Annotated in this window: 13 protein-coding genes; all 13 read right to left on the bottom strand. The window is 74.1% G+C overall.

What is annotated here, in order from left to right:
• Positions 1-82 precede the first annotated feature (82 nt).
• Positions 83-2308: a glycine--tRNA ligase subunit beta gene (glyS, locus tag ACZ5T9_RS03350; RefSeq protein ID WP_464833840.1), complete on the bottom strand. Its 2226-nt coding sequence runs from the start codon at positions 2306-2308 to the stop codon at positions 83-85.
• Positions 2309-2363: 55 nt separating this feature from the next.
• Positions 2364-3293: a glycine--tRNA ligase subunit alpha gene (gene glyQ, locus ACZ5T9_RS03345; protein WP_464833839.1), complete on the bottom strand. Its 930-nt coding sequence runs from the start codon at positions 3291-3293 to the stop codon at positions 2364-2366.
• A gap of 665 nt (positions 3294-3958) precedes the next feature.
• Positions 3959-4546, bottom strand: a complete 588-nt coding sequence (locus ACZ5T9_RS03340) for a DUF4342 domain-containing protein (RefSeq protein WP_464833838.1) — start codon at positions 4544-4546, stop codon at positions 3959-3961.
• A 28-nt stretch (positions 4547-4574) separates the two neighbouring features.
• The gene (gene recO / locus ACZ5T9_RS03335) at positions 4575-5441 is read right to left on the bottom strand and encodes a DNA repair protein RecO (protein ID WP_464833837.1); all 867 of its coding nucleotides are present in this window, start codon (positions 5439-5441) and stop codon (positions 4575-4577) included.
• 92 nt (positions 5442-5533) lie between these two features.
• Complete coding sequence (gene mgtE / locus ACZ5T9_RS03330) at positions 5534-6982, bottom strand: magnesium transporter (RefSeq protein ID WP_464833836.1); 1449 nt, start codon at positions 6980-6982, stop codon at positions 5534-5536.
• Between the two features lie 9 nt (positions 6983-6991).
• On the bottom strand, positions 6992-8029 hold the full coding sequence (gene era / locus ACZ5T9_RS03325; RefSeq protein WP_006902971.1) for a GTPase Era: 1038 nt from the start codon (positions 8027-8029) through the stop codon (positions 6992-6994).
• Positions 8030-8054: 25 nt separating this feature from the next.
• Entirely contained in the window at positions 8055-9278 is a 1224-nt protein-coding gene (locus tag ACZ5T9_RS03320; RefSeq protein WP_464833835.1) for a DUF3048 domain-containing protein, read from the bottom strand.
• 141 nt (positions 9279-9419) lie between these two features.
• A complete protein-coding gene (locus ACZ5T9_RS03315) occupies positions 9420-9980 on the bottom strand; it encodes a diacylglycerol kinase family protein (protein WP_006902969.1) in 561 nt (186 codons plus the stop codon).
• Positions 9977-10510, bottom strand: a complete 534-nt coding sequence (ybeY, locus tag ACZ5T9_RS03310; protein WP_464833834.1) for an rRNA maturation RNase YbeY — start codon at positions 10508-10510, stop codon at positions 9977-9979. Before ybeY ends, ACZ5T9_RS03315 begins: the two co-directional genes overlap by 4 nt.
• Positions 10511-10595: 85 nt before the next feature.
• Positions 10596-12896: an HD family phosphohydrolase gene (locus ACZ5T9_RS03305; protein WP_464833833.1), complete on the bottom strand. Its 2301-nt coding sequence runs from the start codon at positions 12894-12896 to the stop codon at positions 10596-10598.
• A gap of 48 nt (positions 12897-12944) precedes the next feature.
• Positions 12945-14105, bottom strand: a complete 1161-nt coding sequence (locus tag ACZ5T9_RS03300; RefSeq protein ID WP_006902966.1) for a PhoH family protein — start codon at positions 14103-14105, stop codon at positions 12945-12947.
• 98 nt (positions 14106-14203) lie between these two features.
• On the bottom strand, positions 14204-15523 hold the full coding sequence (gene yqfD, locus ACZ5T9_RS03295) for a sporulation protein YqfD (RefSeq protein WP_464833832.1): 1320 nt from the start codon (positions 15521-15523) through the stop codon (positions 14204-14206).
• The gene (locus ACZ5T9_RS03290) at positions 15520-15951 is read right to left on the bottom strand and encodes a YabP/YqfC family sporulation protein (protein WP_006902964.1); all 432 of its coding nucleotides are present in this window, start codon (positions 15949-15951) and stop codon (positions 15520-15522) included. The genes yqfD and ACZ5T9_RS03290 overlap by 4 nt, the downstream gene beginning before the upstream one ends.
• Positions 15952-16031 lie beyond the last annotated feature (80 nt).

Here is a 16031-nt window from a genome sequence, read left to right as displayed (position 1 = left end):
CCGGCCATCGGGTGTCAGGATTGGACATCCTGGCGCCAATCCCTGGTGCCGGCGGCCCGGGCTTCAGCGGCCGGCGGCCGGGCTAGACGCCGGCCGCCAGCTCCCCGAGGGCCGCCACCCGGCCGGCCAGGCCGGTCACCCTCTTCAGCAAGGCGAGGCGGTTGGCCCGCAGGGCCGGATCTTCCGCCATCACCAGCACCCGGTCGAGGAAGGCGTCGACGGCGGGCCGCAGCCCGGCGATGGCCCGGAAGTAGGCGCCGTAATCCCGGACGGCCAGGGCCTCCTGCACCGCCCCGGCGGCCGCTTCGGCGGCGGCGTGCAGCGCCTGCTCCTCGGGCTCCCGGAACAGGGCCGGGTCGACCGCTTCCGCCTCCGCCCGCCCCGCCAGGTTGGCGGCTCGCCGGTGGACGGTCAGCACATCGGCGGCCAGGGGCGAGGCCAGCAGGTCCGCCACCGCCCGGGCCCGCGCCCAGACCCCGGGCACGTCGCGGGCGTCGACCGCCAGCACCGCCTGGATGACGTCGTGGGCGTAACCTGCCTCGGCCAGCAGCCCGCGCAGCCGCGCCACCAGGAAGTCCAGCAGCCTGGCCCTGACCTCGCCCGGGTCGAACCGCACCTCCACCGCCGGCGACGCCACGGGCGGCAGGTAGCCGGCCAGGGCCTGATCCAGCAGGACATCTAGAGGGGGCAGCGACGGGTGGCCTGATCCGGTTGCGCCTGTGCCGGCGGGCGTTCCGGCGCCGCCTCCCGTCCGGCCCGCCGGCCCTTGCGCCGCGGGCCCGGCCAGCAGGCGGAGCAGGCCCACCCCCGCCCGGCGCAGGCCGTAGGGGTCCTGGGAGCCCGTGGGCTCCAGGCCCGCGGCGAAGCAGCCCGCCAGGGTGTCGACCCGGTCGGCGATGGCCAGCAGCAGCCCCGGCCGCGTGGCGGGCAGCTGGTCATCGTCCCCGCCCCGCGGCAGGTACTGCTCGGCCAGGGCCTGGGCCACCGCCGGCGGCTCGCCGTCCAGCAGGGCGTACTCCCTCCCCATGCGGCCTGCCAGCTCCGTGAACTCGTAGACCAGGGCGGTCACCAGGTCGGCCTTGGCCAGGCGGGCCGCCCGGGCCGCCTGCTGCCGCTCTTCGGCCGGCAGCCCCAGCCCCTCCGCCAGCCAGCCCACCAGCCGCTCCAGCCGCCGCGTCTTGTCGAGCAGGGTGCCCAGGCCCGGGAGGAAGGAGACCCGCTCCAGGTCCGCCACCCGGTCCACCAGGGGCCGCTGGCGGTCCTGCTGGAAGAAGAACCGGGCGTCGGCCAGCCGGGCGCGGATCACCCGCTCGTTGCCCCGCCGGACCGTGTCGAGGTGCCGCTCGTCGCCGTTGCGTACGGCGATGAAGTAGGGCAGCAGGCGGTCGCTGCCCGGCTGCCGCACGGGGAAGTACCGCTGGTGGACCTTCATGGTGGTGACCAGCACGTCCCGCGGCAGCTCCAGCATCTCGGCGGCGAAGGAGCCCGCGAAGGCCGTCGGGTACTCCACCAGGTCGACCACCTCGTCCAGCAGCTCGGGGTCGATCTCGGCCTCGCCCCCCGCCGCCGCCGCTGCCGCCTGGGCCTGCTCCACGATCCGCTGCCGCCGCTCCTCGGGATCGACCACCACATAGGCCTCCGCCAGCCGGCGGCGGTACTCGTTTTCCGACGCCGAGGCCAGTTCCACCGCCCCGGGATGGAGGAACCGGTGACCGTAGGTCTCGCGCCCGGCCCGCACCCCGGCAAAGGAGACCGGCAGCACCTCCTCGCCCAGCAAGGCCACCAGCCAGTGGACCGGGCGGATGAACCGGTGCTCGCCGGCCCCCCAGCGCATGGTGCGGCGGAACTCCAGGCCGCCCAGGACGACCGGCAGCAGTTCCACCAGCACCTCCGCCGCAGGCCGCCCCTGGTGGACCTTGCGGGCGAAGACGTACTCGCCCTGGGGGGTCTGGCGCACCACCAGCTGGCTCACCTCGACCCCCTGGCTGCGGGCGAAGCCCAGGGCCGCCGGCGCCGGCTCGCCGCCCGGACCGAAGGCCGCGGCCCGGGACGGCCCGCGGACCCACTCCTCCCGGGCCTCCTGCCGCGGTGACAGCCCCTGCACCACCAGGGTGAGCCGGCGCGGGGTTCCCAGGGACCGCACCACCTCGTACGTCAGGCCCGCCTCCGCCAGGGCCGTGCCGGCCCGCTCCGCCAGCTGGCGGCGGGCCTCCCCGCAGTCGCCGGCAGGGATCTCCTCGCACCCCACCTCGACCAGAAGATCGAGCCGCTGGTCCATCTCGGACTGGTCCATCTCACGCTGCTCCATGGTCCTGGCTCCTTCCCCCGACGAGTTTCGCTGTCAACCCCGGTACCCGCCCGGATCAGCCCGCCGCCGGGCCGGAGGCCGGTTCGTCCGCGGGGGCGGGACCGGCGCCCCAGGCTCCGGCCTGCAGCAGCGGGTAGCCCAGCCGCTCCCGCTGGGCCAGGTAGGCCTCGGCCGCCTTGCGGGCCAGGGCCCGCACCCGCCCCAGCAGAGCGGTGCGCTCGCTGGCGCTGACGGCGTTGCGGGCCTCCAGCACGTTGAACAGGTGGGAGCACTTGAGCACGTAGTCGTAACCGGGCAGGGCGAGGCCCTGGTCCAGGGCGCGAGCGGCCTCCCGGGCGGCGTCATCGAACCAGCGGCGGAGCATGTCCACGTCGGCATGCTCGAAGCTGTAGGCCGAGTGCTCGTACTCCGCCATGCGGAACATCTCGCCGTAGGTCACGCCGTCGACCCAGCGGATGTCGAAGACGGTGTCCACCCCCTGCAGGTAGGTGGCGATGCGCTCCAGGCCGTAGGTGAGCTCGACCGACACGGGCTTGCACTCGAAACCCGCCACCTGCTGGAAGTAGGTGAACTGGGTGATCTCCATGCCGTCCAGCCAGACCTCCCAGCCCAGGCCCCAGGCGCCGCCGCTGGGCCACTCCCAGTTGTCCTCGACGAAGCGGATGTCGTGCTCCAGGGGCTCAATGCCCAGGGCCTTCAAGCTGCCCAGGTAGAGCTCCTGCACGTCGGGCGGGGACGGCTTGAGGATCACCTGGTACTGCCAGTGCTGGTAGAGCCGGTTGGGGTTCTCGCCATAGCGCCCGTCGGCGGGCCGGCGGGACGGCTCCACGTAGGCCACCCGCCACGGCTCGGGGCCCAGGGCGCGGAAGAAGGTCAGGGGGTTCATGGTGCCCGCCCCCGTCTCCACGTCGTAGGGCATGCCCAGCACGCACCCCTGCTCGGCCCAGTACTGGTTGAGCCGGAGGATCATCTGCTGGAAGTCCACCGGAAAATCCCTCCTATGGCACAAAAGTCGAATGTGGCACGAAAATCGAAGGCCGCCCGCCCCCTCAGGGACGGGCGGCCCCTGGCCCCCGCGGTTCCACCCTGATTGGTCCACCGGCACCCGCCGCCGGCGGCGGCCGCGGACGAACCCGGCCCCGGGCCCGCCACGCCCCTCGACGGGCACCGCACCGGCCGCCGCTTCCCGCCCCGCAGGCGAGCAGCCCGGCAAACCCACCTCACTCCGTGCGGGCTTTACTCGGCCGAGGACGGCCTCCGCAGCCCCGGGGCGCCGCCATGATCCCCATCATCTTGCTCCGCCTCCGGGGTGCTGCTCTCCTGCGCCGCCTCCACCTTTCCTCCCGCGGGCTCAGGGGCGCCTTCCCCCGGGGTCCGGGCCGGCCTTCCACCCTCGCCGGCTCGCTGCCACCGGAAGGACCGGGGTACTCCTCCCCTTCATCGCCTGACAACGACCGGCCGGCCGCCGGCAGCCTGGCTGCCGGCCCGCCCGCCGGCTGGACGGTCAAGGTGAATGTCGTCGATTGCGTATATTCCGTCGATATCGGCAAAACAGGCATTCCGCCTGCAGATGCCGCCCGGAAGGGCCCCATTCGGCGACGCCGCGTGGAATCCTCCCGGCGGTGGGGCTCGCTCCGGCTGGCGCGCCCATCAATGGCGGGGTCCCGGATCCTGGGTCCCGCCCGCCGCCCCGTCGCCCGGGGAATCCCAGGCGCCGCTGCCCCCGTAGGTGCCGCCCTCACCATAGCCGCCCGCCGGGCCGCCGGCCGCACCCGGGCCCGTGCCGGTCTCGCCCCAGCCGCCGGCCCCCGCCGGGCCCGCACCCCCGGTGCCGCCCGTTCCCTGGCCGGCTCCGGCGGTGCCGTCGTTGCGGCGTTCCACCACGATGGTCGCCCGGGTGACCAGGGCCGCGATGACGCCCACCACCGCCAGCATGGGCGCCAGCAGCGCCCCCAGGGCGCCCACGGTGACGGGCAGCTCCACCAGGGTCTGCCCGTCCTGGTTGCGGATGACGATGCGGCGCACGTTACCCTCGTTGATCAGCTGCCGCACCCGGTCAACCAGCTCGGCCCCCTGGACCTGGATCCGCTCCTGCCAGGTGTTGCGGCGGGACTCCTCCTCCAGGCGGATCAGGGCCTCCACCACGTCCCCGCCGCACTGGTCCAGAAGCTCCTTGGCCCGGCGGTAGCTGACCCCGGCCCGCTCCCTCAGGATATCGATCTTCTCCAGCTCGCTCACCCGCTCCACCCCCTTGGGTCACGACCGGCTAGCGGCCTGCGCTCGCCCCGGGTGCCGGCGGCCCCGCCGGCGGCATCGCTGCTTCATCCAGTATTGCCAAAATGCCGGCCGATCGAAAGGGCTGGCCCAGGTGGTAGACCAGGTGGGTCTGGGTCACCTCCGCCGCCCGGGCCAGGGTCGCCGGCGCCGGCCGCAGCCGGGCCGCCAGCTGGGGGTTCAGCCGCCCGGCCAGGCGAAGCACCTGCCAGGTGGCGGGGTCCAGGGACAGGGCCGCCGGCCGGCCCGGCCGGCACCTCCGGCAGAGGGCGCCGCCCATCTCGGCGCTGTAACCCGCGGGCAGGGCCCCCTCCCCGGGCGCGGGGGCGGGCGGGCCACCCCCCGCGCCGCGCCCCTGCGGCAGCACCAGGGGCCGCCCGCAGTCCTGGCAGGCCTCCAGCTGGATGCCCAGGCCGGCCAGATCGAGCAGCCGGAGCTCCGCATGGCGCAGCCAGAGCCCCTGGGCCACGCGGTCGGCAGGGGCCGCCGCCAGCCCCCGCAGCACCGCCAGCAGTACGAGGAAGACCCCGGGGCTCGGTGCCCCTTCGTGGGTGAACGCCTCGGCCAGCTCGGCCACGTAGGCGGCGGCCGCCAGGGCCTCCAGGCTCCCCCGCAGGCCGGCGTGGGCGTCCAGCACCTGGACCTGGCTTACCCCGTCCAGGGAGCGCCCTTTCCACAGGAGGAACCGGCTGTAGGTGTAGGGCTGCACCCCGGCCGCCAGGGAACTGCGCGGGCGGCGCACCCCCTTGGCCAGCACGGTGCGGCGGGTCCCGTCCCGGTCCACCAGGGTCACCAGGCGGTCCCGCTCGCCGTACTCCCTGGTCCTGAGCACGATCCCTTCCACGCTGTAGAGGGGCATGCCGCCCACCTCCCCGCCCCGGGCGGGCTGCGTGGGGCCCGGTTGGGATGGCACCACGAGGGCCGCTCCGCGCCGGGTCGCCCGGCCCGCCATCAGCCCGCGACGCGGAACAGCAGCCACGTGGCGGTGAGAAAGTACACCAGGGTGCCCACCACGTCCAGGGTGGTGGTGACGAAGGGGCCCGATGCCACGGCCGGGTCGACCCGCAACCCGTGCAGGGCCAGGGGCACCACCACGCCGATGGCCGCCGCCACCAGGGTGTTGAGCCCCATGGCCGTCCCCACCGTCACCGCCAGCGCGCCGTTCCCCAGCACCGCGTAGACCAGGCCGATGCTGGTGAGGGCCAGCACCAGCGCCAGGAGCAACCCCACCTGCAGTTCCCGCCCCAGCACCCCCAGCGCTTCGCCGCGCTCGATCTCCCCCGTGGCCAGCCCCCGCACCGCCGTGGCCAGGGACTGGGTGCCCACGTTGCCCGCGGTGGCCGCCAGCAGGGGGATGAAGTAGGCCAGCTCCGCCACCCGCTCCAGGGTGCCCTCGAACCCCTGGATCACCTTCGCCACCACCAGCTCGCCCAGCAAGAGGCCGACCAGCCAGGGCAGGCGCAGGCGGGCCCGCAGCCAGGAGGTGCCGGCCGCCGCCCCCTCGGGCGTGGCGGTCAGCCGGTAGATGTCCTCGCTGGCCTCCTCCTCCAGCACGTCGACCACGTCGTCCACGGTGACGATGCCCAGGATCCGCCCCTCGGCATCGACCACCGGCACCGCCAGCAGGTCGTACTTGGCCACCACCCGGGCGACCTCTTCCTGGTCCATGTCCGGCGGCACCGTCACCACGCGGGTGCGCATGATGCGGCGGATGGGGGTGTCGGGCGGCGCCACGATGAGCTCCCGCAGGGAGAGGACTCCCTGCAGCCGCTCCTCCCGGTCCACCACGTAGACGTAATAGATCGTTTCCGCGTCGGGCGCCAGCCGGCGCAGGGCGTCGATGGCCTCGGCGGCGGTAAGGTCGTCCTGCAGGGCGACGAACTCGGTGGTCATCAGGCCGCCGGCGGTGTCGTCCAGGTATGCCAGCAGGGACCGCACGTCCGCCGCTTCCCGGTCGCGGAGCAGCCTCAGCAGGTCGACCGCCCGCTGGGGCGGCAGCTCACCCAGCAGGTCCGCCACCTCGTCGCTGGACATCTCCTCCAGGACGGCCCCGGCCCGCTGGCGGTCCAGGACCGCCAGGATCTCCGACTGGACCGGCGCCGGCAGCTCCTCCACCACCAGGGCGGCCTGCTCCGGCGGAAGCCACCCCAGCAGCCGGGCCCGGAGGGCCGGCTCCTGGCTCAGGACGAACTCGGCCAGGTCCGCCGGGTGCAGCTCGCCGGCCAGCCGCCCCGCCGCCGCCGCATCGCCGTCCTGTACGGCCCGGGCCAGCTGCTCCTGCCAGGGAGCTGCCGCGCCGGCGGTGGCGGGGCGGGCCGGTGGATTCCGCCGCCCCTGCTGAGCGGGGGCGGCCGGTGCGTTCCGGTGTCTCTGCTGCCCATTCCCTTCCGACTGCGCCACCGGACCACCTCACTGGTGGAAGCCGAAATTGCTCAGGGCACCCTGCTTGTTCCTCCAGTCGGGCTTGACCTTGACCCACAGGTCCAGGTAGATCCGGGAGCCCAGCAGGGCCTCGATCTCGAGCCGCGCCAGGCGCCCGATCTCCTTCAGCATGCGGCCCTGCTCCCCGATCAGGATGCGCTTCTGCCCCTCCCGCTCCACGTAGATGGTGGCGGGCACGTAGACCACCCCGTTGGGCCGGCGCTCCACCTTCTCGATCTGCACCGCCACCGCGTGGGGCACCTCTTCCCGGGTCAGGTGGAGGATCTGCTCCCGGATGAGCTCCGCCATGATCTGGGCCTCGGGCTGGTCGGTCACCATATCCTCGGGGAAGAACCGGGGCCCCTCCGGCAGCAGGCCCTCCAGGGTCCCGACCAGCTCGGCGACGCCGACCCCGTGCAGGGCGGAGACGGGGTGGACCGCGGCGAAAGTGCCCAGCTCCGCAAAGCGGGCGGCGATGGCCGGCACCTCCCCCGGGGCCACCTGGTCGATCTTGTTGACCACCAGGACCCGCGGCGTCTTGAGACCGGCCAGCTGCTCGGCGATGAACCGGTCACCCGGCCCCGGCTCCCGGTCGGGAGCCTCCACCAGCCAGCAGACGGCCTCCACCTCCTGGAGGGTGCGGCGGGCGATCTGGACCATGTGCTCGCCCAGCAGGTGCTGGGGCTTGTGGATGCCCGGCGTGTCGACGAAGACCAGCTGGGCCCCGGGCCGGTTGAGCACCCCCAGGATCCGGGTCCGGGTGGTCTGGGGCTTGTCGGACATGATGGCGATCTTCCGCCCGATCAGCTGGTTGAGCAGGGTCGACTTGCCCACGTTGGGCCGGCCGATCAGGGCGACGAAGCCCGAACGGAAACCCTGGGCGCGGGCGCCCGGGGCGGGATGGGCGCCCGGCCCGCCCGGGGCGCCGGGCAGGTCCGGCCGGCGCTCGTGGGGCTCGCGGGGCGACTCGGCGGCTCCGGCCCGGCCAGGGGCCGGCGACTCCTGCCCCGGTCCACCGGTTGTCATGCGCCATCCCTCCTCTCTGCCCGGGCTAGTTGCCCGCCGGCGCCTGGCGGTTGTCCGTTTCGCCGGCGGCGTCCGGCCCCTGGTCCGGCCCCTGGATCTCCACCCGGGTGGACGTGGGAACCAGGTGGACCCAGACCGGACCGGGCACCAGGGTCACGGGCTGGCCGCCGGCCTCCAGCCAGCGGGTGGGTGCGGCGGCCGACGGCTTCTCCCAGCGCCCCTCCCGCCACCGCCCGCCGGTGGCGATGAGCAGGCGCCCGGAACCCGTCACGTCCACGTCCAGCCGCCCGGCCGCATCGCCGGCGATGGGCCGGGACGGCACGAACTGGATCAGCAGGCTCGCCGGCGCCAGGGGCTGCCCGGTCTCCTCCGCGGCATGGGGGCCGAAGGCGGTCTCCCGCCGGAAGCCTTGCCCCGTCCACCGGTAGCGCACCCACCCCTGGCGCCAGCCGGGCCAGTGGATGACCAGTTCCTCGACCTCCTGGCCCGCCGGACGGGCTCCGGGGTCCAGGAAGGTGAAGGGGGCGGCCGGCGGCTGCGCCGTGACGGCCCAGCCGCGTTCTTCCGCAGCCGCCACGGCCACCGGCAAGGATGCATAAAGATTATGGGGCATCGCCCGGCCGTTGTCCCGGGTGAAGACCCGCCGCCCCCCGCCCCGGGGATCGGAGCGGACGCCGTCCAGGTCATCCAGGCCGCTGGCCCCGATGCGGGCATAGTGCTGGGGGCTGCCCCCGGCGTGGACGTACAGGGCGTCCCATTCGGCCGCCAGGTCCAGGAAGTAGTGGCGCGAGCTGCGCACGGGCCCCACCCGCTCCGGCCGCTGGGTGACGAACAGGGCCAGCAGGCGGGTGATGCCGCCTTCCGCCGGCACCTCATACACCAGATCGGCCGCCGCCAGTCCCGCCTGGGGGCGGGCGTCAGGATGGTTGTCGATGCTGGCCAGGATCGGGCGCTGCTCCAGGAGGGCCGGATCGTCCAGCGGCAGGCCCGTCAGCGGGTTCACCGCCGCGGGCGGCGTTGGGGCGGGTTCGGCCGGTCCGGGGGGTGGTGGCGAGGGCGGGGCCGTGGCCGGTTGCGGCCGGCTGCACGCGGGCAGGACCAGCGCCACGCCGGCCAGGACCAGCACGGCCAGGGCCAGGACCGGGCCCGGGACGAGCCGCCGGCCGGGGTGAAGGTGCGGCACGGCGGGCCGGCGACCGGACCGCTCCGGCGACGGCGGCAGGGATGGCTCGCGCGGTGACGGCGGCAAGGGTGTCTCCTCCTCCCGTCAGGTTGGAATGGGATGGCCGCTTGCGGCTCCGCCGGCGCGGCCCCCCTGGCACCCGCGGTGGTCCCAGGCAGGTCCCGGCGGCAACCGGCCAGCGGCGGGGGACGGCCCGGCCGAGCCAGCCTACCGGGCCGGCCGGCGGGCCGCTGCCCGCCGCCGGTCCCGCGCAGGGGGGCGGGGAACCGGCTCGTCCCGGGTCGCGCGGCGGACGCCCAGGGAGCTCACGGCGAAATACAGCGCAGGGAGAAGGGGCCAGAGCCGCCAGGGCGCTTCCCGGGCGTGGGCCAGAAACAGGCCGGGGAGCTGCAGCAGCCCCTCACCCAGCACCACCACCCCCGTCAGGGTGGCCAGCAGGGCGGCCGCCAGCACGGCCCCCGCGGCCACATCCTTGACCCGGCCGGCCAGGGGCCGGAACTCCTCCGTGGCCAGGTCCACCGCCCCTTCGATGGCCGTGTTGAGCCACTCCAGCAGGATGACCATCCCGGCCGCCAGGATCAGGACGGCCCACTGCCAGGACGCGGCCCCGAGCCACCAGGCGGCGGTGAAGAGCAGCGTGGCGGCGGCGAAGTGCAGGCGCATGTTGGCCTCGGTGGCCCAGATCCAGCGGAAGCCGGCCCACGCGTAGCGGAAGGACTCGGCCAGGGTGCCGGCCCGGCCGAAGCTGGGCCGCCGGCCGCCCGTCATGGCCGGCTCAGCCCGCAGGCGGCCAGCGCCGCTTCCGCCTTCTCGTGCATGCGCCGCTCGCCCTCCGCGTCGGGGTGGTCGTAGCCCAGCAGGTGGAGCACACCGTGGGCCAGCAGGTAGCCCACCTCCCGGTCCAGGGAGTGGCCGTAGTCCCGGGCCTGGGCCGCCGCCCGCTCCAGGGAGATCACCACGTCACCCAGGGGCACCGGCTCCGGCCCGGGCGCCACCTGGGCGGGGACGGCCGCCTCCCGCACCAGCGCGGCCACCTCGTCCGGTTCCAGCTGCGGGAAGGAGAGCACGTCGGTGGGCGCGTCCTTGCCCCGGTAACGCCGGTTGAGTTCCTGGATGGCCACGTCGTCGACGAAGGTGAGGGAGATCTCCACGGGGACCCCAAGGCCCTCGGCCGCCAGCAGGCGGCCCACCACCGCCGGCAGGAGGCGATCCCAGTGGGGTGGCACGGCCAGCCGGTCCTGGTGGTTGTCCATCGCCAGCACGGGCTGGGACGGCACGGCGCCGCCATCCTGGTGCATCCCGTTCCCTCCTGCTTCGTTGCCTCCGGCCGGGCCGCCCCAGGCCGGCCGGACGCCCCTCTCCTGCGATCTCAGCTGCCCGGCCTCAGTCGCCGCCGTCCGGGGGGCGGGAGCCGCCGGGACCGCCGGCTCCCGCGGCCGGTCCCGGCGGGTCATCCGCTCCCGTCGCGGCCCGCTCCGGCGCGGCCGGCTCCGGGGTCTGGGGTGGCCGGGACGCGGTCCGGGAGGGCGGCCCTTCCTTGCGCCGGGCCCGCTCCATCTCCTTGAGCACCACCTCGGGGTACTCGATGCGGTGATGGAAGATCCCCGTCAGGACCCGGACGAAGGTGCTGGCGATCCGGTCCAGGTCGCGGAAGGTGAGGTCGGCCCGGTCCAGCTGGCCGTCGTTGAGGCGGTCCTTGATGATCTTGCGCACCACCTGCTCGATGCGGCCCGGGGTCAGGTGTCCCAGGGACCGGACCGTCGCCTCCACCCCGTCGGCCAGCATCACCACCGCCGTCTCGCGGGTGGTGGGGGGCGGGCCGTCGTAGCGGAAGTTGCCCTCCAGCACCTGGTCCGGCTCACCCATCTCCTGCGCGCGCCGCAGGAAGTATTCCACCCTGGTGGTCCCGTGGTGCTCCCGGATGAACCGGATGATCTCTTCCGGCAGGCCGTGCTGCCGTGCCAGCTCGACGCCGTCCTTGACGTGGGCGGTGATGATCAGGGCGCTGAGGTTAGGCGACAGCTTGTCATGGGGGTTCTCGCCCCCGAACTGGTTCTCGATGAAGAAGTAGGGGCGCCGGATCTTGCCCACGTCGTGGTAGTAGGCTCCCACCCGCGCCAGCAGGGAGTTCCCGCCGATCTCCTCCACCGCCGCCTCGGCCAGGTTGGCCACCATCAGGCTGTGGTGGTAGGTGCCGGGCGCCTCCACCAGCAGGCGGCGCAGCAGCGGCTGGTTGGGGTTCGCCAGTTCGATCAGGCGGACCGGCGTGACAAGGCCGAAAAAGCTCTCCAGGAAGGGCAGCAGGCCGATGGTGAGAATGGCCGCCAGCAGCCCGCCGAAGGCCGACCAGCCCACCTGCTTCCAGACCTCGAGCCCGGTGAGGGGCGGGCTGCCGAACATCAGGGCCAGGGCCAGGGTCGACGCCACGTTGACGCCCGCGATGATGGCCCCGGCGCGGATGAAGTCGGACCGGTGCCCCAGGCGGGAGACGGAAAAGGCTGCCGCCGCCCCTCCGAGGAAGGTCACGATGCCGAACCGCAGGCCGTCGCCGGCCATCACCCCCACCGCCACGGAGAGCAGCATGGCGGCCACCAGGGCCGTACGAGGGTTCAGCAAGACCGCCAGCAGCATGGGTCCCGTGGCCACCGGCATCAGGTAGGGCGACACGGGCTGGAGCAGGCGGGCGAAGACCAGGGTGATCACCGGCACCAGGCCGAACAGGACGAACCGCGGTTCGTCCTCGTAAACCCGGCGATCAAAGGTGCCCAGGTACGCGCCCCCGGCCGCCATGCCCAGCAGCACCAGCAGGCCCGTGCCCGCCCAGATGCCCGCCAGGTCCCAGGGATCTTCCTGCAGCAGGCCCGCGTCCCGCAGGCGGACCATGTCCTCTTCCGTCACCTTTTCCCCGGCTTCCACGATGACCTCGCCGGGGACGATGACCACCGGATCGACCTGTTCCGTGGCCCTGCGCCGGGCCTCTTCGGTGCCTTCCCGGTCGAAGATCAGGTTGGGCCGCAGCACGCGGCTGCCCACCTGGCGCATGAACTGCCGCAGGGGCTGGGGGTAGTCCAGGTTCTCGATCTCCTCGCCCAGCCGCAGCCGGGTGGCGGCCAGCTGGTCTTCCTTGATCCCCTGGTCCAGCTCCCGCCGCACCAGCGTCCACAGGTCGCGGCGCATGGCCTCCAGCGTGCCCTTGCCGGCCGCCAGGACGGCGTCCGCCACCTCCGCCGGTAGAGAAAAGCCCAGCCGCTCTTCCAGCCGGGTGCGATCCGCAGCCGTAGGGGCGGCCTCCGCCGGCGCACCCTGGCCGTCTGTCTGGTCCCGCCGGGCCATGGCGTCCTGCACGGCCGCCACGGCGGCAAAGGCGGCCTCCAGGTCCCGCCGGGCCTGCTCGGCGGCCGAATCGTCCTCCTGGTACTGGTCGGGGACGGCCCGGGCCGCCTCCTGGCGGAGGCGTTCCGTCGCCGGGCGGTCGATGAGCTGCTTGGGCGCCACCAGATCCCGGGGAGCCGCCTGGCCGGGCCGCACCCGCACCTGGGCCGGCGCCACCGCCGTGGCCAGAAGCAGCGTGAAACACAGGAAGAACAGGCCACTCCACATGAAGCGCCGCACCTGGGGCTCCCGCCACTGCTCGCCCAGGTGGCGATCAAGCCACCGCCCCAGGCCGGCAAAACCTCCGTCCATCTTGTCCACTCCCGGCACAGGCGTCGCTCGCGGTGGCCGGGCGGTAGCTCACCGCCCGGCTTGCTGGGCCGGCATCCCGGCGCCAGGACGGCCGGCCGCCTCGCCCGCACCCTGCCCACCGTTGGGGCGCCCTTCCCCAGGGGCACCGGCCGGCGGCGCCGCTCCCCCCTCCCGGTGCGTCCCGTCGCGGCCGGCTGCAGCCTGTTCTTCCTGGCGTTCGTACGCCTCGTACGCGAGGATGATCTGCTGCACCAGGGGGTGGCGCACCACGTCCCGCTCCGTCAGGTAGACGAACTGGATGCCCTCGATGCCCTTGAGGACCTGCTGGACGTGGGCCAGGCCCGAGTGGCGCCCCCGGGGCAGGTCGACCTGGGTCACGTCGCCCGTCACCACCGCCTTGGAGCCGAAGCCCAGGCGGGTGAGGAACATCTTCATCTGCTCGGGGGTCGTGTTCTGCGCCTCGTCCAGGATGATGAACGAATCGTCCAGGGTACGCCCGCGCATGTAGGCCAGGGGAGCCACCTCGATCAGGCCCCGGTTCATGTACTTCTGGAAGGTCTCGACGCCCAGCATGTCCCACAGCGCATCGTACAGGGGCCGCAGGTAAGGGTCGACCTTGTCCTGGAGATCGCCCGGGAGGAAGCCCAGCTTCTCGCCGGCCTCTACGGCAGGCCGGGTCAGGATGATGCGGGCCACCTGGTGGGCTTTAAGGCTGGCGATGGCCACGGCCATGGCCAGGTAGGTCTTGCCCGTCCCCGCGGGACCGATGCCGAAGACGATGCCGTTCTCGCGGATGGCCTCGACGTAACGGCGCTGGCCCAGGGTTTTGGGGCGGATCGGCTTACCCCGGGCCGTGGTCACGATGACGTCGTCGGTCACCTCGGGGATGCGCTCGGCCCGCCCCTCCCGCGCCAGCTGGATGGCGTACCGCACGTCTTCGGGCCCCAGGGCCACCCCGCGCCGCACCTGCTGCAGAAGGCCCTCGAACAGCGTGGCGACCTGCCGCACCTCCTCGGGGCGGCCGCGCAGGCGGATGTGATCACCCCGGGACACGATCTGCACGGGAAAGCTGTCCTGGATCAGGCGCAGGTTCTGGTCCCCGCGCCCGAAGAGCTGCAGCGCTTCGCTGTGGTCCGCCAGGTCGATCACGGCCACGTGGCCTTCGGCGGCCGGCGGCGCCGCACCGTTGGGCTGCCGCGCATCGGGCAATGAGCCCATCGCCCTCCTTCGTGCACCGGGTGAGGTCCTCCCGCGCCCCGCGCCCGGCAGGCTCAGCCCCGCGGCCCATCCCGCCCGGGGCGCACCGCCTACCGCGGCTGAAAGGGGCGCTGGACGCCGATATCCTCGATCACCTCGACGGTGGTGCGGACCCCGGCGAACCCGGCGCCCTGCTGCACCACCTGGCTGCGCACCGCCACCACCCGGCTTCCCGGCGGCAGGCCGGCGGTCACCCGGGCCACCACCTGCCGCTCCACCAGCCGCACCGCCTGCTGCAGGGTCAGCACATGCCGGGCCAGCACCACCTGGTGGCGCGTTTCCCTGAGCAGTTCGACAGGCGGCGGGCCATCCCTCCACCCGGGGATGGCCACCAGGACCCGGCGCTCGACCTCGTAGCGGCCGGGATCCCCCCGCTGCCAGTATACCGGCAGGCGCCAGGATCCGATACGCAGGACGATTCGGGTCGACGCGCGTCCCGTGCGCACGGGCCGGGTCTGCTCGAGGGGCACCTCGCGGTACTCGCTGTACCAGGTCCGGGCCAGCACCCGGCCCAGGGCGGCCACCGGCTTGCCCTGGCTGGAGGACGGGGACGGGCGGCCGCCGCGGGCGGCATCGGCGGGAGGCGGCGGCAGGTAGGCGCCGCGGATCAGGATCTGCCCGGCCTTCACCACCTGGCCGGGCTGGACCACCGGCTCACCCCGCAAGGTCATGACCTGGACGACGACGCCCGGCCGGCGGGCGACCACGTGGGCCGGGCGGTCGGCGGGCACGGCCGGCGGGGGATCCTTTTCCACCACATCCAGCACGACCTTGACGCCGTAACGGGTGATGCCCACCCAGGCCACCCCCGGCACCTCGAGGGGCAGCCGCTCGGCCAGCTGGCGGAGGTCGATGGCAGCCTGGCGCACCCCGGGGCGCAGCCCGGCCCGGGCCAGCTCCTGCCGCAGCACGGCCTCCGGCAGGTGTTCCAGGCCCCGGATCTCGATGAACCAGATGGCACCGGACAGGTAATAGACCAGCAGCGCCGTCGCCAGGGCGCCTCCCAGCAGCACCCTTCGCCGCTGGAGGCGTCGCCACAGGAAGGGCCAGCCCACCCGCCGGCCGAAGCGCACCCGGCAGCGGGCGGCCCGGGCCACCGGCCGCAGGCCACCCACCTGGCCGGCGGCCACCCAGCCCCGCAGGGACCCGTCTTCCCGCCGGCGCACTCGCCAGAGGACCAGCCCCCGGGCGGCCGCCAGGTTGAGAAAGGCCTCGGGCCCGGCTCGGGGCAGGCCGGGATCGTCACCCGGTGCCGGGGCGGGATCCCCCGGCCGGCGCTTGGACAGGGGGACGAACCGGCGGCCCCGAGGCGAGGGGCTGACGGTCACCTCCACCGCACCCAGCAAAAACTGCCACAGCCCTCGGGTCACCGGGCCTTCCCTCCCGGACGGGAGGCGCCTCTGCCGGAGAAGCCGCCCGTCCTGCGGGGCCCGGCCCTGCCGCTTTCTTCCCCGCCGCCGGACACCGGCAGGAAGCGCAGCTGTTCCACCTGGCCCTGCAGGCACAGCTGTTCCCGGTCGATCCGGCCGATGGCCAGCTCCCGGCCCGTGACCTCCAGGCGGCCGCCGGGCACGGCCACCAGCACCCGGCCCGGACCGAACAAGAGGACTCCCCGGTGATTCTCAACCACCAGCTCGAGCCCGCCCAGCAAGGTGATGCGGGGAAGGTTGCGCACCGCATCCCGCGGCAGTTCCAGGGCACCGGCAAGGGAGTCCTCCAGGCCCGCCAGCCACTGGCGCCACCCCTCCCCACCGGCGACCCCTCCGCCTGCTCCGCCCCCGCGCCCGTCCCGCGCCAAGGCGCTGCCTCCTTCGTGCACAAGCCTCCGGTGAAGGTTACGGCGGGGGACGGAGCGATATGATGGGCAGGTCACGGCCC

Source organism: Thermaerobacter nagasakiensis, from assembly GCF_055396825.1.
This window is presented reverse-complemented; position numbering and strand designations above follow the sequence as displayed.